This window comes from Nostoc sp. KVJ3, from assembly GCF_026127265.1.
Taxonomy (GTDB): domain Bacteria; phylum Cyanobacteriota; class Cyanobacteriia; order Cyanobacteriales; family Nostocaceae; genus Nostoc.
Genome location: NZ_WWFG01000012.1, coordinates 1 through 15,217, shown reverse-complemented (window position 1 = coordinate 15,217; position 15,217 = coordinate 1). Strand labels below are relative to the sequence as shown.

Sequence of the window (15,217 nt, the reverse complement as noted above, 5' to 3'; positions counted from 1 at the left end):
ATTTAAGCCTACTTCTACGGTAAACTTATCACGACATCCCTGTGAAGAAGAAAGCAACCAAAAATTAAGCGATCACTTCAGGAGCGGGAAATGAGATTATCACGACATCGACCAAAAAGCGCCGACTGTGAGCATTCAGTCCCAGATTAACCTTTAGCGATCGCTCTGACGGCTGATGCTGGTAGATACAGTTGCTAATTTCCAGTAGCAAGGTGTATGCTGTTACACAAACTGTCTGCCAGTCAGACCGCCGACCATGACCAAACTAGACCGGGTACCAGTCGCCCAGCTTCCTGATAAATACGGGATTGTTAAATCTGTTATCTACGATCGCATCAATCGGTTAGGCATCAAGCCAACCAAAATCGGTAATAAGTCTTATGTAAGTGGAGAGCAGTTAGAGCTGCTTGACCAGCTAGATGCCCACATGAAAGCGGGTGGCAGCATGGCGGACTTTGCCGACCAATACGCAAGTCATGGAGGCGGTCAGTCAGAGAATTTTGATTCTGGCATAGAGTCTGCCAGTCAGTCTGACAGTCAGTTAACAGTCGCCGGACTAACCGCCAGTCAGTTCGGCCAACTTTCGCAAGTGATTGAAGGGTTAGTGACACGGCTAATTCCTGCGATCGTCCGCCAGCTACCGGGACTGGCAAATGATCCAGTTGCTCATTTGAGGGCATTGGAAGAAGCTTATAAAAATGGTTGGCTACTCAGCACTCGTGAACTGGCGACTTTACTAAAATTGTCTTCTTCTACAGTTTGTAGGTACGGTTCAAAGTTTGAAGACGCTGGTTTTGTGTTTACCAGAGCAGGACAAAGGAAGGGTGGAGAAGTGGCTTGGTCAATTGGAAAACAGAGAAAATCTAAATAACCTTGGAGTTACGTTTCTCCTAACCCAAATGAAGAGAAATAGACGTTGACGTAATTGAGAAATGACATAGAGAAAACAATGTCCTCGTATATTTGATGAGGATTTGAGAAATGCCATCGCGTAAAAATACCCTATCTCTCATCTAGTTATGCTGCTCAGTTCCTTGGTGGGACAGTAATTTTAAGATTACTTGGTGACATTAGGCATTAGGCTATTATTTAGGTTTCATAAACTGGAACCATTATCTGTTTCAAGGCTTTGTTACAATGCCTCTTAAGTTACACAACTTTGAGTGGGAGGGAGAGCGTTTAGTCCAGAGAGAAACTGAACCTCATCATATTGCTGGCGTATTAGCTTCAATTCGATTGACGCTAGAAAACTCAGATTGCGATTGGGAAGATATTTACTCAGCTTATTATGAGTGCGAAGAAGATGGAACGATTACTTTTTATGAGGGTGAAAGTGCTGAAGCAGGTAATCCAGGAATATGGACTTATGTAGTTTATAGCTGTCCTGTTGGCCAAGAAGAGGTAGTAAAAAATCCAGATATCAACACTTTAGCTCCGGCGCAAGAACTGCGACAGCTTATATATAAGTTTATTTTTCAAGAATTAGCAGAGTATAGGCAACAGCTTGGTCTGACTCCAGCAGGTAGTGAGGATGATCGCGCTACAATCGCAAAGTTAGAGCTGGGTGATAGCGTATTTTTTGGGATTAGTGCTGGCAGTAATCCCAATCGCAGAAAGATTACACTTAAAGTAAATCCAATTAGTCGCACACATGCTGAAGCTGATGCCTTCCAACAAGCGTTTGATGCAGGATTAAGAGGAGGTCGAGCGCGTTTAACAGTTGATCGGGATCTTTGCAGAGCATGTGGTCAGAACGGAGGTGTGAAAGGAATGGCTAAACAGCTTGGTTTAGAAGAAATAGAAGTTATTAGCCCTAGCGGTCGTCAGACGATTACACTGAAGTGAGGTTAATTATGTTCATAACAAAATTTTCAGTTGAAGATTGGATTGGGAATCAAAACAGGGGTTGTGTAGAGCAAGCCGATAGTTGGCAAGAAATAGAATCAGCTATTAGAGAGTTGGACGGGCATCAAAAAACACTTGTAACCCTAGAAACAGATAGGGAAACTCACATGGCTGTGGGTGGTGGTAAAGGCAAATATGTAGTGTATTTGACATTTGATAATGAGAGTTTTCATTATCTTGTTGACCCAGCTAAATCAGATATAGAGGAATTCGTGATAGTTGGAGGGCAAGAAGGTGTTTATCCTGCCAAGTCCTGCGTTGACTTGAATACAACCCTTAAAGCTGCCAAAGCTTTCGCGGTGCTTGGGACAATGGAAGAATCAGTTATTTGGGAAAAAGATGAAGTTGTTGAGCGAGTATAAGAAATAGTCAGCGCATCTTATATCAGGCAGGCAAGTTTTGTTCAGAGTATATGCTCTACTCTGTACCATTTAAACCCAAATTACACGATTGTCGGCTCAACGCCATATCAATACATATAGCCAGCAATTACACGTAATGGCTCTAACGTGGAATACAATCGCTCCCTACTTACCAAACCTGATAGTCCAGCAGTCTGATTGCAAATCAGCTGGGAGTTCTGCGGGAAACTCATCACTCAGTTGCTAGTTCGTAAACAATCTTGGTCAAGGAAGCACCAGGGTCAAAACTGACTATCAGATTTGACATTGACTGTGGTTGTGATTATCCATAAAAGCTGCTTTTAACTTAAATGCAAATATTGGTTGTGAACATCACTCTACTGACCATTTTGTTGAAGGCAAATTTTATCCAGTTGGTTATTCTTTTTTCGCTGCTGTTAATTAAGTCGTTACTTTTCTGCTAAGAAATTCGATTTAGAAAAGTGTGCCATAACAGATCCATGCCAGATCCACAAACGAGCCGTTGCAGATCCATTACAGTGACAATATTGATCCAATACAGATCCATTTGTCTGACATACGTATTGTAAGTATAATTTTTACTTTCAACAATGATTAACTATTGACAAAGATTATGCCATGAGAGATCCAATACAAATCCATCAGCGATCCATTACATATTCATCTAACAGTTGATTTGAGTAGCCCAAAAAAACCTTTGGTGAGTAGCAAGCTATGTTGCTGTCCGGACATTTTTTCTCTTGAGAAAAAACGCACCCCCCAGGTGCGGCAACAAACTTGCCCTCCTTTCACGGTTCCCCTACCTAAGTAGGTCAACCACCGTGACAGAGGGGAAGATGATACGAAAATCATCAAAACTAGAGTGCCGATTCAGTAATGGAATAGTTATACGTATTGAGGAAGTTCCCAATACATACTCGCATTGCAATGATGTTATTTTCGTGCAGGCGGACATCGGGGATGACCCTGCGATTGCACTCTACACAAAGCTTGGGGTACGCGAAGATGTGCTTCATTTCGATATTGCTGTCCCGGTCGGCGATGAAGATGCCTAACAACCGGAATGCACCGGAACTTTGGAGTATAGTAGCAGTATTGGTCTGAGTCCGGCGATCGCGAACGTTAGCCAGCAGGTATTGAGCGCATCTCAATTAAGCAAAAAGCAGGAGGGTTTGAAACTGTAAGTTAAATTATTAACAAATCTACCAAAAACTTACTGATTGTCCATATCTCTAATCAATGGCATTTATAAGGTATTTACAAGGATTTCTCTTTAAAGGCAAATATAAGGAATATGAATGGCATTTCAATGGCATACCAATGGCAGATATAAGGATTTACTGCTGCCTCAAATTGAATTTTTGAAAAATTTGGTGATTCTGCCAAAAATAAGGTTTCGCAATGGCAGATGCAAGGTATTTATAAGGTAAACCAACGGTAAATCTAAGGATGTGTACCCCAAAAGCCTCATAAGCGACCCTGATTTATACCGCAAAAATTCCTGACCAAAACTCTCGCACAGTACGCAAAAAAGTTTTGACAGATTTTTTGAGTCAAAATCGAGAAAGAAAAAAACAGACATCAAAAATTACTACTAAAAGACTACATTAGCACTACAAAAACAGCTTTTAAAGAGTCAAATCATCTTCTGGTTGGTGATGCTGTTGAAATAACTGCTTTTGATAATCAAGAAGCTGCTGATTCCAATCTTTGGCTTTGGGCTTTAGCCTTTTGGACTGTGGCAGTAGTTCCAATACAGCCCGTGCAGCTGCATCCCCAGCATTATCCGCGTCAAAAGCCACGCTGACATGAGGAATGTTCTGCAATCGCTCCACAGGCAAGCTGTTGGGGTTATCTACTGCCAGAAAGAGAGTTCTAGTCTTTGGCGCACCTTGAACCTGATACTCCAGCATGGCAAAGGATATGGCATCAATGGGCGACTTCAAAAGCACCAATTTCTCGACTGCATCAGTAGGCTGTCCACCCAAGTGGAAGTGAAACCAACCCTCACGCCGCTTAGTCCCTTTCTCATAACCCTTGAAACTGTTGTTTTCTCCCCCGAAGTTTAGAGCGGTGGAAGCCGCCGCTCCGACTTCTCCCCGTGTACCGCGCAGGAATGCACCGCTTGGTTGTCCGTCTAGATTCCGCATCACAAACACAGCGTTTTGTTGGTCATCAGCATAAACCAGTCCAGTGCTGTGTAGAAGTTCCACAAAATCTTGGGGTAAGCCACGTTTCTGGGTAAGGTAATGTTCTACTCCTGGCCAATTGGCTTTATCCTCAACTCTTAGCTGGAATTGGGGACGTGGCTCTGACTGGATAATCTCAGCTGTCATCTTAAGGGCGTGAGATATCGCCGCCCGTTCTGCCCCAGCTTCACCGAAACGCTCATGCAACCATGCGATCGCTTGCCGGAAATTGCACCCATTAACGTGCATTACCAAGTCAATCGCACCGCCACCGCCTTTCTGCTGTTGGGGTGAGAAATCGTAAAACTTCGATCCATCTATATTAATGATGTGTCCGTGACCCCTCCACCTTTCATGATCATGATTTAGCCCCAACTCCCAGGCGACATCCTCCAAGGGCAAGTCGCGCATTTGTTGAGTCTGAGCCTCTAACGATCGCACCCGCTTCTCTAGTTGCTGTCGTTCCTTCTCGCTAGCCCTCGCCCGTTGCTCTGCCCTCTCCAATCGCTCTGCCATGAACGAACGGTCAGCCAGTTGGTGATTAATTGCTTGGAACTGGTCATCTGACTGAATCCTGGCTACATAACTACTAGCTGATTCAAATGGCGCTGGCGCTAATTGGTTATTTGTAATGACTGCGGTGAGTGGTTCACTGTTAACCGCTTGGTAATATTCCTTTACTTTAGTGTGGGTTGCTTTGCTGCCCTTTACCCCACGTTCAATGCCCAAAGGAGCGAGTGCAGCAGCATAACTATCTTGGAGTTTGGATAACTTAATTCTTCCCTGTCCACCTCTGCCGCCAAACATCGCATCATGACTAAGCCGACCAGTTTTCTCGTTCACTGGCACGATGTAGGCGTGGATATGTGGGGTACTTTCATCTAGGTGGAGTTCTGCCCTGACGCACTTTGATCCATAGTTTTGAGCCAGCCAGTCACGAGATGCGATCGCCCATTGCTGCATTCTCTCATCAGACCACTGCCCAGACAGAGATGGATTTAAGGGGCGGAAATATTCTGGCGATGCCGAGAGAAACATCTCGGTGCATAACACCGCATCCTTTCGGGGTAGATGCTTGAGGGTGGAGATTTTCTCTTTAACTATCTCCTCTAAAGAGCGTGAGTCTTCTCCCCCAATCAACCGGACATTCTTTCTAGTTGGATCTGCATTGGGTGTTTCTCTATTCCTTAACACATGGTCATCACTGCCAGCGACATTGCCAAATGTTTTTAGTTTCTCAATTCTGAGAATGGTCAGGGGCGACATAGAGGATTTATACTACTTTTGCAGCACTTTGTACTACTCACCAACCCGTAGGGCGAACGGCGGTTTCGTGTCATGAGCGCAGCGAGAGATGGCGTAAGCCACCCGCAGGGCATGAAACCATAGTGAGTATATGGTATACATTATACCCCAGCCCGAAATCCACTTTTGGGGTAGAATCCACCAGGAGCATTTCACCCAAATTACCCTCAAATTACCCCAATTAGACCCAATTGGCTGTCCTTTGACTGTCGTTGGTTTTTTCGTGCCTACCCGAAAACGACTGTCGTTTGACTATCCTTTCACTATCAATTGTGTATCGTTGGGGTAATCTTGGGGATAAATGGGGGTATTTTGCCACATGGAAGTTTTTGTATCAAAGTACACTATGTCCAGAGTGTGACAACTGAGACTTGTCACTTTTTGTCACTCATTAGACTACAAGAATCAAGCTGACGGGTTGAAGAGAGTGAACTGTACAGTCACTTTTGTCGTGATTGTGTAGTTCTTCAGTAGTATTTGTTGATGGCTCTTACTTCTGCTTCTGCTTTTCAATTTTGACTCTCAACAAACTTTCCGCCAAATATGGCGTACTGTGCGTCAGAAAAAGATGGATTACAGAGCTTAAAAGCTTTTAAGCGAATTTCCCAAGAATTTACCAATTATTGGGAGCAAATGGGAGACTTCTAACAAGTCTTGGAAACTGTTCGGATTTATTGGGAATTTTTGAGCTAATGAGAATTTTGTAACTGGATGATTTTTAAGGGGTAAAAAGGTAAGAAAAAATTGGAGAATTGGGAGATATTGTCTAGATATTGGGAGATGTTGAATGTAGTTGGTGAGGGCGGGGAAAATGGATGTTTTTTCGAGGTTTTATCTCAGATGCACGAATTGAGTCAAATTAAGAAGCTAGTGCCAAAATTGTAATATTTATTGATAAATGTGGAGATGATCACGGTTTGGGCGGTTCATATTGAGACTAGTTATCAGTTGTTTATGCAAAAAAAAGGGTCAAAAACAGGGAAAATTTTTTTTGTGGATTTTGTTTTTTTAATGTTGAGTCTTAATTCTGTTTCAAGGGGAATGCTCAACGTTCACAATGAAGTGAACAACTACGATAGCCAAGCGATCGCGCACCTTGTGGTCAACCTAATCCAAGATAAAATCAGGAACGAAAAATGAAATTCATGATGAGCCAGGGGTAAGGTATGGAAGTCAAAAGCGAAGTGACAATAAAATTTAGCGGCTCACTGCCAACAGCCACACCTCTTCCGAACAAGAAAGTTGCAATCGAGTTGACTGATCAGAACGGCATAGTCTTCACTGCTCAAGTTAATGCAAAAAGTTGGCGGAAGGCTGAAACTAGCGCCTCAGAATTTGCAGACTGGGCTGGGGCCGTTTCTGGCAAGCTTGGTCAACGAACAGAGAACGGGTTTGAGATCGTTGACGCAGGAATCCAACTTTTTGAAAAGAAGGCGAAGGAAGTCAAACCAGATGTAGCGGCGGCTGAAGCTGGCGCTTCTTCATAGATGTAGCGACCTGCAATTATAAATCCCTAAACCTGCAATCAAGGGATTTTCAAACCAGGATTAAATGCAACTATAATTTCTTTTGAACCAGAATTAATTGCAACTGAACCAGGATTAAATACAACCAACCTGCAATCATCCGTTTCGACCAGGATTATTTGCAAATAGACTCAACGCTTTGCCAGAACTGAGTCTCAGTATTGACAGAGGTTTGTTAAAAAACTCATTTGAAAATTTGATAGATTAACTTTGAATTCTTTACCGAGTTTTTAACTAGAAAACATACGGTTTACCGTTCTCTAAGGCTTATCGTACGGCAGTAAAGAAAACGTTCGTTTCTTTTACTTTTATAGTTGCAGATAATCCTGGCTCAAACCAATGATTGCAGGCTCAGTTGCAAATAATCCTGGCTCAGTTGCATTTAATCCTGGCTGAAGCGCAATTATAGTTGCATTTAATCCTGGTTTGTAAATGTCTTGATTGCAGGTTTGAGCGATTAGTATTGCAGGTCGCTACACATAGACAGTGTAAATAGCTATGTTATTGAAAAGTTGTTGTGAAGCGATTTTGAAGAGTCAGCGATCACCGAAGACATTCACCGACAGTTCATTCTAAGATGGGCATATATACAGAAATCCTTATAGTGAACTCTCATTATTCAATTGTGTCTTTTTAGGCACATCAACCACATCAATCGCCCCCATATTCTGGGGGTATTTTTATGGCGGTAGTGGATCTTGCAGTGCCATTGGGCTGTGTTAACGTCTGGTACATTCTAAAGTTTTCCGGTGGGGTTAGCGAAGAACTTCAAAGTGGTGAATATCAATCAAAGCCAGATGACAGAGCAAGTATAAAACTATGTGCATGGTTACAGCGCAATTCATTAAGCTCTTTACTACAAACCTGATTTCAGTAGAGGAAACAGTTAATCCCACCAAGCATATAACTGTTGAGAATTAATCTCTAATTCATCGCAACCCCACACAAATTTACAAATTCACCTGCAAAGTCTAAGTCTTTCACCCCTTTAACTGTAATTGCATCAATCACCAAATTCGGGCCGTCTGTATCATTGATGACTACACCATCAAAAATTGCTGTCGCTTCTATACTTTTACAACGTTGCCCAAATTCAATAAATGAACCAACGGATGGAGCAGCATTAAAACTTGCATTTAGTGTAGTGTAGCCTGATTGAATAACTTGCTCCAATGATTCTAAAGATAGTCCCTGAAATTTGATTGCGTTGGGAGTATATTCTGTAATTGAGTTCCCTAAAATTTCTTCAAGACGTTGAACCATATATTTATATCCATATTAAATAAATTTTCAGTATAAGCATATTCCTTAGTCTAGTAAATGCAGATGGTAACGAACTAGAGGAATACAACGTAAGTTTACCGGCGTTAGCTAAGACCAGAGATATTTACAAAGACTTCAATGGTAAACCTATTATTTTTAAGGATTAATTATGGGTAAAGATTTCATTAATCTAAGTGATTTACTTAATCAATCATAATTAATTTTAAAGCAAATCAAACAGCATCCCGACTACAAAAAGGTAAAATATTCACCAGATTTTACAGTTGCAGACGCGATTGCAGCTTTAGAAGAACTACGAACAGAGATACAATAATGAAACCAGGGTACATTTATTTAATTCATAGTGTAGGCACATATAGATACAAAATAGGGCTAACTGTAGCACCACGGACACCAGAGGAAAGATTAAAAGAACTGAATAGCCGTCAAAGTCCCTACCCGTTGAAACTCATTCATTATGTGTTTGTTACTGACGTTTACAAAGTAGAGAAAGAGATTCATCAAGCTTGTAAGTCATTTAATGTTTATAGGGAGTGGTTTGAATTTACAAAGAACGCATATTTGCAACAAGTTATTCAGTTAATGGAGCGTAGTAATGTAGCGCCAATACCAAATAATTATCAGGATTACGGTCAACATCATCAAAAACTAAATGTTTCTTTGCCTATAATTCCTAGAGATATTGAACGTGCAAGTCAAGAGAGAGAGGAAATCCCAAAATATTTAATATCTAGACGATATGAACCTCACAATCGGTTGAGACAAGGCATAGTCGGGAGAAAAACAAGAAGAAGAAAATTAAGAAAAGGGAACCCACTGTTTTAGGTAAAGTTTTCAATAATAATTTTTTATTTTAGTAGCAATAGTCATTTGTATTATTTTATTTTTATATGTTGTGAGTAGATTGATTTAAAAGTGCGTGAATGGGATGATACAGCAAGGGTTTGAAGCCCTTAAATTTCAGAAACTTCAATTGATACAGTTTTATCCCTAAGTTAAATTTTTCGTTTCAACTCTTAGTAGCGGTTACGTCCACCGCCACTGTATCCTCCCCGTTCCCACCAGATGAACCTCTGTCTTCTCTGGGTTTAGCTTTATTCACTTTCAGGTCACGACCCATCCACTCAGCACCATCAAGACCCTCAATGGCAGCTGCTTCTTCTGCATCTGTTCCCATTTCTACAAATCCGAAACCGCGTAGTTGTCCTGTTTCGCGGTCAGTAGGTAGTTGAACACGCTTTACAGTCCCATATTCTGCAAAAATACCCTTAATATCATCTTCCTTAACTCGTAAGAGAGGTTGCCTACATAAATTGACATTGATTATCTCCAAAAATATTAGTGTGTAGAGATTTAAATTTTGGAGAAAAGTCTGTAGATACCAAAAGGGGAAAGCCTGTCAATACTAACAACAAAAATACTCACTCCTTTAACTCTCGTTTTCTAGGATGACATAGAAGCCAATTCTCTGCATCCAGTAAAAGGTTAATTAACCAGTGATGTAAGACTAGGTGCGATTGCCTCAGTTGGCTACTCATCCATCTGGGTACCCAGATTTTTGACTTTTTCTAACGCCTCTACTACACCAACTTCATCAGCTAGTCGGATAAATGCACTGGCTAATTCTTCTAACAAGTCGCTCCTATCCACATATTCCCCCTCGTCTGCCAAGTCCATCAGCACTCGATTGATCTGCCTGCTCAATTTTTTCGGAATGCGAAAAGTGGTTTGGGTATAGTCGGGATTCTCACGCTTGGCTAATTTATCTTTATCCTTTAAGTGTTTAGATGACCGGGTTACTGGCTGTTGAGGTTGTTGGGTGGTTGAATTCTCAGGTAACTGGGTTTTAGTTGTTCAGATAGCTGATTTTCTGGGTATCCAGGTGTTTGGGCAGTTGCGTTATCAGATGTTTGACTTTTCACCTGTTCAGGTAACTGGCTTAATGATTCTTCGGTTGCTTGAGTATCTAGCTGTTCAGATAGCTGATTTTCTGGGTATCCAGGTAGTTGGGTTGTCAAATTTTCAGGTGGTTGATTTTTCACCTCATTAAGTGGCTGGCTTAATGATTCTTCGGTTGGTTGAGTATCTAGCTGTTCAGATAGCTGATTTTCTGGGTATCCAGGTAGTGGGTATTTTCTTGGGCTGCCCCTAAGACCTCACTAAATCGGCTCACCCTTTTATTGCTTGAATCACTTCGTTTTTTATTTCCGTCCAATCCCGCCATGCTACTTTGCCCCCTCGAACCTTATAAACAGGAACTCCACTAGTCACCGCATCCTTATAAGCTTTGTAAAATCGAATCCCACGACTCAAAACAGGATAACCTTGTGTTAAGAGTGCTTCCATTGCTTCCTGTCCATCTCTTTGAGGCGGCGGCGGAATCATTGTAAGTAGGACTTTCCAGTTTGTATCTTGGGGCAAGGATTTTGCCATGAGTGCCATCGCATCCATGCTCAACAGGTCTGTGGAGTTGGAACGATAAGTAGATCACAGCCCCTTGCTAAATCCTCCACTTCCACATCATTAGGGCGGGCAGGAGTGTCAAAAATATAAATTCAAACTTCTGCTTACGCATCAACTTTGCTGCTTCCTTTTCTCCGCAGACCTGAAATGGTAGTCCCCCAGGTCTTGCCCAAGTGGTTGCTGAACGGTTCGGATCGGCATCAATAACTAAAGTTGCCCCATCATCACAAAACAGTGAGGCGAGGCAGATAGCTGAAGTGTTTTCGACACTCCGCCCTTAAATGAGCTAAGAGAGATGATTGGCATAATCTCCCCTTATAAAAGATGGAAAAATCATATCGCACTTACACACATAAAATGTGGATGTATGAATATTTGGGTATCCAGGTATTTATGCAGCCTAAAATGAGAATCTGCGACTCAAGTAGAGTGTTGATGCATTGTTCAGCTTATTTTTCGGAAATGACAACCTGACTTACGGTGTTCTCCCAATGGAAGGCGTTTCTTCATCGGCAACGACCAAATCCACGCCACACCTCGTAGCCGCCTCCGCTAACCTTTGATTCAATCGTTGCTAAAGGCAATCCCAACCGCAACGCTAATTCTAAATAAGCTGCGTCATAAGCGGCTAAACCTTCCTGTCTCCCCAGCGTCAAGGTTGCACCAAAGCATTTGCATCAGTAGCCGTATCAACCTGAATCAATAGCGACTGTAACAAAGCAATAGCTTCCTCAGATTGTTTCTGAGTCATACGATTTACGCCGTTCAGCTACCAGTAAAACATTAGCAATCTCCAGTGACCAAATCCCCGGTACAAATGCTTCAGCATCCGGCATCATTGCTAGTATCGCATTTGCAGTAGGGTTATTTTCATCCACCAAACACCAGCTAATTGCTACAGAACAATCCAAAACAAACTGCATTAAAATCTTCGCCCCTCTTCAATCATGGAGCGGATTGACGTTTTATCTAACGCTACTTCTCGCCGCAGTTGTTCCATTCTGGCAATTGCATTACTTATCGATTTTTCGTTGTGGCTTTCCCCAAGCGTTATATTGTGCTTGGGCTTCTGAAGATGTTGCAACTTCTGCATCAGCTAACGGCTGTATAACCACCACTACCTCAACATTTATATCTTTTAAATCAGTGGGTGTCTGGATTTGCAATATACCATCTGTCCCAATATGCGATTCGCAACTTCATTGTTTCCATATCGGCATTCCAGAACTCATACTTAACAATTTTTGGCAAGTACCTTTAATTATGCTGCTACTTCCCTTACAAGAGATAGAAGCATAACGTTGCTACCTGGTACACACCTAATTTGGCTGTATGAATGTCTGGGTATCCAGATATTCATATTAACTAGATACTGGCCACACTTCCATTGCCGGCCTATCCATTGCTACTGTAACGCTTTATGCGCTTTGCTCGTGTTCCATCGGAGCTAGTTCAATTATTGTCCGCTGATTGAGAGCGCGATCGCGTTTTGTGAAAAACATTTTTGGTATAAATAAATTTAAGTATTATAATTAATACATGAAAACCCTAAGCTATACTGCAAAAAATACTAGAAGTTACTCAGAGTGGAACGAATAATTGCCCAGCATTTTTTCAATCCAGAAATGTCTGGGCGTAATGTTTATCTTTACGTCACAGAGGATTTAATTAATTCATTAGGCATCTCTAAAGGGGTTACTTGCCAAGACTTTATCCAAACAGTAAAAAATGTAATTGGTCTAAGTAGTATCTGTCAACAAGCCTTGAGGAGTATGCAAAACCCGGTATGGCGATACCAACGTCAAGGTTATCCTCCATACATAGGCTATTTAGCTTTATTTGTTTTGGCAGCAGGTACTGAAGGTGATTTTTCTTCCAAAGCCTACTATCCCCGCTTGCGGGAATTACTGGGAGAAAAACCGACCTCTGGAAAATATCCAGATTTTGACGAGATGCAAAAACTTTGGAGAGATTTAGAGAAATGGGCAAATGTCGATAAATCGGATAAATTGGGCATTTTTAACGCCAACATTACTGGCAGATTAGTTCACGTTGGTATACCCATCGCCCAAACACTTTTGACTGAAAAGGAACTTAAGGCACTACCCATTATTTTGCAGAGGCAGGCTTAGAAACAATTTCCCTTCCTTCCGAAAGACACATAACATCTTTGTTAGTAAGATACGGGCGTAGCTATCTGCGAACACGAACGCTGCAATTGCTAGAAGAAACTAGCGAAGGTAATGAATTACGTCAGGCACTGATTGAAAGAATTGTAGATGAGTTATGTAACTGGGATGGAACCACAGAATTACAATCTGAGGGAGAACGCAGATTTACGGGGTCTTAAGACTGTGTTGCAAACTCGACTTGACTGCTAAACGTGCCAGCTTCACCTTACGTTGTACGACAAAGCATGATTTTCCTGAAGATGGTCTGATTTTAAATTTTAATAACGATTTTTATTCCTGTGACGAACATGGTAATGGTTGGTCTTCACCCATATTAAACGGTAGAAATATTGATGCTTCCATGCTAGATTGGCGTTACGCTTTCCAGATGGAATCTCCTGATAATAAATGGCGTTTTAAGTTTCCAAATTCCCATATACGAATATTTTGTTGAAGGCAGAAGTCTGAGTTTACCAGGAATTGTAGAAGTAGGGAGACTTCCTAAAGGTTCGCCATTTTTTTTAGCAGTTCATCAAGAGTGCCGTACTTTGCTAGAAAGATGGGGAACATCCAGTTGTGAAGGTTTTGAGAGGTTGCATATTGTTAAAGGATTACCAAATGGATGGTACTTATTTAAAGTGACTGCTGCCCATAGTGATGAAATAGTAAAAAGCGAATATCCTATATTATCATTTTCCACTAGCATCAGACTGAGTTTAGAAGGTGGTTTACGCCTTGGAAACGGAAATTGGTTCTTTAGGTTTGCACCACCAAAATTAGTTTTACAATGCAGTGATGGAACAGCAAAATTATATTGTAATGGCAGACTGCTAGAAGATACATCTGGACAAAGTATTTATGAACTACCTCCAGATATTCCAGTAGATACATATTTAAAATTGAAGCCCGTAATGGTGACAATGTTATTAAACGTTTATCTTTATTATTAGTAGAGGATTTCTCTTTAGTTTCAAGTATAAAAACGTCATATATTGACAGATTTGGTTTGGTTACGACCACTAAAGATGAACATTCTCCAGAAGTGAGGGGAGCATTAGTAAAGGGAGTTGATTGTCCTACTTTTAACTTCAATACTCTCCTACCAATCCAAGGCAAGCAGCGCGTTGTTTTTCTGGGCAAAGAACCGGGACAAGTTGCAATTTATCCAGAAGAATCAATACTTATTGATTGGTATCCAGTTTGGGCTATTGCTAAAGGAAGCCTTTTTGATAGAGCTATGTTTTGTGGCACCAGTTTAAAAGAATCAGAGCTAAAACTATCACCTTGTAAGGATAGAAAAAAAACTGGATTCATGGAAAAAAAATATTATTAGATAACCACAAGCGAACTTTGCCTCCTCTCAGCGATATTCGTCTTAAAAAATTTATGGTAGAATTCCAAAAAGGGGCAAAACGTGTATAGGAATAGCGATGAACTACTCTATGTAATTTCTGCCAATAAGGAAATGTCTTGGTTATCGTTTAAACAGGCATTTAATTATCTTCATAGTCTTAGTAAAACTGCTATTAGTGATGAGGGAGATGATATGAAAAAATAAAATATTATCAACCGTTCGTGCCCTCAATTCACTCGGTCACTGTGAATTTGATTTCACTGATAATAATAGAAGAAGAGTGTATGTCGCACCACCTGTATTAATAAGATTACCTAGTGGTGGGTTTCCCCAAGCTATTTTAGCAGGAGTTAGAACACCGAATACTATAGATAAGTTAAGGAATGCTTGTCAATCTGTTGGACAACACATAAATATTGATGTGGCCGAACAAAGGAGTGAATTAATATTAGTACCTAAGCGGATAGTAGTACAAACTGAGGATATATCAGAATTACATAAAATTGCTGCTCAATTAGCCATAAATTTTATAGAAACACCATCTTCTTGGTCATTTTGCATTTTGCCGCCTCCCTTGAAGATTCCTTAATTAATTATCAATGGTCTAATGAGCCAGAACTTAACTGGAAAAGTAAAA

At 41.1% G+C, this 15,217-nt stretch carries 21 protein-coding genes and 2 pseudogenes; 13 read left to right on the top strand and 10 right to left on the bottom strand.

Annotated elements, in window-relative coordinates; all coding sequences use genetic code 11:
- Window positions 1-64: 64 nt before the first annotated feature.
- A complete protein-coding gene (locus GTQ43_RS39205; RefSeq protein WP_265278030.1) occupies window positions 65-211 on the bottom strand; it encodes a hypothetical protein in 147 nt (48 codons plus the stop codon).
- A 45-nt stretch (window positions 212-256) separates the two neighbouring features.
- Here GTQ43_RS39205 and GTQ43_RS39200 point away from each other — a divergent pair, with 45 nt between their 5' ends.
- The 4 genes and pseudogenes from GTQ43_RS39200 to GTQ43_RS39185 form a co-directional block, all read left to right on the top strand.
- The gene (locus tag GTQ43_RS39200) at window positions 257-871 is read left to right on the top strand and encodes a MarR family transcriptional regulator (RefSeq protein ID WP_265278029.1); all 615 of its coding nucleotides are present in this window, start codon (window positions 257-259) and stop codon (window positions 869-871) included.
- 266 nt (window positions 872-1,137) lie between these two features.
- Window positions 1,138-1,845: a deaminase gene (locus tag GTQ43_RS39195; protein ID WP_265278028.1), complete on the top strand. Its 708-nt coding sequence runs from the start codon at window positions 1,138-1,140 to the stop codon at window positions 1,843-1,845.
- 8 nt (window positions 1,846-1,853) lie between these two features.
- Window positions 1,854-2,267 carry an Imm1 family immunity protein gene (locus GTQ43_RS39190; RefSeq protein WP_265278027.1) on the top strand — a complete coding sequence of 138 codons (414 nt, stop codon included), beginning with the start codon at window positions 1,854-1,856 and terminating at the stop codon, window positions 2,265-2,267.
- Between the two features lie 953 nt (window positions 2,268-3,220).
- A pseudogene (locus GTQ43_RS39185) lies at window positions 3,221-3,343 on the top strand (AAC(3)-I family aminoglycoside 3-N-acetyltransferase); the annotation flags it as partial.
- A gap of 573 nt (window positions 3,344-3,916) precedes the next feature.
- On the opposite strand, the gene mobV reads toward GTQ43_RS39185, so the two are convergent.
- On the bottom strand, window positions 3,917-5,743 hold the full coding sequence (gene mobV / locus GTQ43_RS39180; protein WP_265278026.1) for a MobV family relaxase: 1,827 nt from the start codon (window positions 5,741-5,743) through the stop codon (window positions 3,917-3,919).
- A gap of 1,205 nt (window positions 5,744-6,948) precedes the next feature.
- On the opposite strand from mobV, the gene GTQ43_RS39175 reads away from it, so the two are divergent.
- Complete coding sequence (locus GTQ43_RS39175) at window positions 6,949-7,269, top strand: hypothetical protein (protein WP_265278024.1); 321 nt, start codon at window positions 6,949-6,951, stop codon at window positions 7,267-7,269.
- Window positions 7,270-7,990: 721 nt separating this feature from the next.
- Complete coding sequence (locus GTQ43_RS39170; RefSeq protein ID WP_265278023.1) at window positions 7,991-8,176, top strand: hypothetical protein; 186 nt, start codon at window positions 7,991-7,993, stop codon at window positions 8,174-8,176.
- A 56-nt stretch (window positions 8,177-8,232) separates the two neighbouring features.
- Here GTQ43_RS39170 and GTQ43_RS39165 read toward each other — a convergent pair whose 3' ends face one another.
- The gene (locus GTQ43_RS39165) at window positions 8,233-8,571 is read right to left on the bottom strand and encodes a hypothetical protein (protein ID WP_265278022.1); all 339 of its coding nucleotides are present in this window, start codon (window positions 8,569-8,571) and stop codon (window positions 8,233-8,235) included.
- A 333-nt stretch (window positions 8,572-8,904) separates the two neighbouring features.
- On the opposite strand from GTQ43_RS39165, the gene GTQ43_RS39160 reads away from it, so the two are divergent.
- Window positions 8,905-9,417, top strand: a complete 513-nt coding sequence (locus GTQ43_RS39160) for a GIY-YIG nuclease family protein (protein WP_265278021.1) — start codon at window positions 8,905-8,907, stop codon at window positions 9,415-9,417.
- Window positions 9,418-9,608: 191 nt separating this feature from the next.
- On the opposite strand, the pseudogene GTQ43_RS39155 reads toward GTQ43_RS39160, so the two are convergent.
- The 7 genes and pseudogenes from GTQ43_RS39155 to GTQ43_RS41630 all read right to left on the bottom strand — a co-directional run bounded on the left by GTQ43_RS39155 (window position 9,609) and on the right by GTQ43_RS41630 (window position 12,221).
- Window positions 9,609-9,912, bottom strand: a pseudogene (locus GTQ43_RS39155) (RNA recognition motif domain-containing protein).
- Between the two features lie 210 nt (window positions 9,913-10,122).
- Window positions 10,123-10,275, bottom strand: a complete 153-nt coding sequence (locus GTQ43_RS39150; RefSeq protein WP_265278019.1) for a hypothetical protein — start codon at window positions 10,273-10,275, stop codon at window positions 10,123-10,125.
- Between the two features lie 113 nt (window positions 10,276-10,388).
- Window positions 10,389-10,634 (bottom strand): hypothetical protein, encoded by a 246-nt coding sequence (locus tag GTQ43_RS39145; protein ID WP_265278018.1) that lies wholly within the window; start codon window positions 10,632-10,634, stop codon window positions 10,389-10,391.
- 127 nt (window positions 10,635-10,761) lie between these two features.
- Entirely contained in the window at window positions 10,762-11,025 is a 264-nt protein-coding gene (locus GTQ43_RS39140) for a hypothetical protein (RefSeq protein ID WP_265278017.1), read from the bottom strand.
- 536 nt (window positions 11,026-11,561) lie between these two features.
- Window positions 11,562-11,711, bottom strand: a complete 150-nt coding sequence (locus GTQ43_RS39135) for a hypothetical protein (RefSeq protein ID WP_265278016.1) — start codon at window positions 11,709-11,711, stop codon at window positions 11,562-11,564.
- Between the two features lie 75 nt (window positions 11,712-11,786).
- Window positions 11,787-11,978 carry a type II toxin-antitoxin system VapC family toxin gene (locus GTQ43_RS39130; RefSeq protein ID WP_265278015.1) on the bottom strand — a complete coding sequence of 64 codons (192 nt, stop codon included), beginning with the start codon at window positions 11,976-11,978 and terminating at the stop codon, window positions 11,787-11,789.
- A 90-nt stretch (window positions 11,979-12,068) separates the two neighbouring features.
- The gene (locus tag GTQ43_RS41630) at window positions 12,069-12,221 is read right to left on the bottom strand and encodes a hypothetical protein (protein ID WP_321162566.1); all 153 of its coding nucleotides are present in this window, start codon (window positions 12,219-12,221) and stop codon (window positions 12,069-12,071) included.
- A 420-nt stretch (window positions 12,222-12,641) separates the two neighbouring features.
- Here GTQ43_RS41630 and GTQ43_RS39120 point away from each other — a divergent pair, with 420 nt between their 5' ends.
- From GTQ43_RS39120 to GTQ43_RS39095, 6 genes are all read left to right on the top strand, one after another.
- Window positions 12,642-13,187, top strand: a complete 546-nt coding sequence (locus GTQ43_RS39120; RefSeq protein ID WP_265278013.1) for a hypothetical protein — start codon at window positions 12,642-12,644, stop codon at window positions 13,185-13,187.
- 38 nt (window positions 13,188-13,225) lie between these two features.
- Window positions 13,226-13,405 (top strand): hypothetical protein, encoded by a 180-nt coding sequence (locus tag GTQ43_RS39115; protein WP_265278012.1) that lies wholly within the window; start codon window positions 13,226-13,228, stop codon window positions 13,403-13,405.
- A 20-nt stretch (window positions 13,406-13,425) separates the two neighbouring features.
- On the top strand, window positions 13,426-13,680 hold the full coding sequence (locus GTQ43_RS39110) for a hypothetical protein (RefSeq protein ID WP_265278011.1): 255 nt from the start codon (window positions 13,426-13,428) through the stop codon (window positions 13,678-13,680).
- Window positions 13,681-13,774: 94 nt separating this feature from the next.
- On the top strand, window positions 13,775-14,176 hold the full coding sequence (locus GTQ43_RS39105) for a hypothetical protein (protein WP_265278010.1): 402 nt from the start codon (window positions 13,775-13,777) through the stop codon (window positions 14,174-14,176).
- 56 nt (window positions 14,177-14,232) lie between these two features.
- Window positions 14,233-14,559: a hypothetical protein gene (locus GTQ43_RS39100; RefSeq protein WP_265278009.1), complete on the top strand. Its 327-nt coding sequence runs from the start codon at window positions 14,233-14,235 to the stop codon at window positions 14,557-14,559.
- 301 nt (window positions 14,560-14,860) lie between these two features.
- Window positions 14,861-15,169 carry a hypothetical protein gene (locus tag GTQ43_RS39095; RefSeq protein ID WP_265278008.1) on the top strand — a complete coding sequence of 103 codons (309 nt, stop codon included), beginning with the start codon at window positions 14,861-14,863 and terminating at the stop codon, window positions 15,167-15,169.
- Window positions 15,170-15,217 lie beyond the last annotated feature (48 nt).

Bases quoted from the DNA above. Each gene is read 5' to 3' on its own strand.
- GTQ43_RS39200 (WP_265278029.1), top strand. From the start codon at position 257: ATGACCAAACTAGACCGGGTACCAGTCGCCCAGCTTCCTGATAAATAC.
- GTQ43_RS39195 (WP_265278028.1), top strand. From the start codon at position 1,138: ATGCCTCTTAAGTTACACAACTTTGAGTGGGAGGGAGAGCGTTTAGTC.
- GTQ43_RS39190 (WP_265278027.1), top strand. From the start codon at position 1,854: ATGTTCATAACAAAATTTTCAGTTGAAGATTGGATTGGGAATCAAAAC.
- mobV (WP_265278026.1), bottom strand. From the start codon at position 5,743: ATGTCGCCCCTGACCATTCTCAGAATTGAGAAACTAAAAACATTTGGC.
- GTQ43_RS39175 (WP_265278024.1), top strand. From the start codon at position 6,949: ATGGAAGTCAAAAGCGAAGTGACAATAAAATTTAGCGGCTCACTGCCA.
- GTQ43_RS39170 (WP_265278023.1), top strand. From the start codon at position 7,991: ATGGCGGTAGTGGATCTTGCAGTGCCATTGGGCTGTGTTAACGTCTGG.
- GTQ43_RS39165 (WP_265278022.1), bottom strand. From the start codon at position 8,571: ATGGTTCAACGTCTTGAAGAAATTTTAGGGAACTCAATTACAGAATAT.
- GTQ43_RS39160 (WP_265278021.1), top strand. From the start codon at position 8,905: ATGAAACCAGGGTACATTTATTTAATTCATAGTGTAGGCACATATAGA.
- GTQ43_RS39140 (WP_265278017.1), bottom strand. From the start codon at position 11,025: ATGGCAAAATCCTTGCCCCAAGATACAAACTGGAAAGTCCTACTTACA.
- GTQ43_RS39130 (WP_265278015.1), bottom strand. From the start codon at position 11,978: ATGCAGTTTGTTTTGGATTGTTCTGTAGCAATTAGCTGGTGTTTGGTG.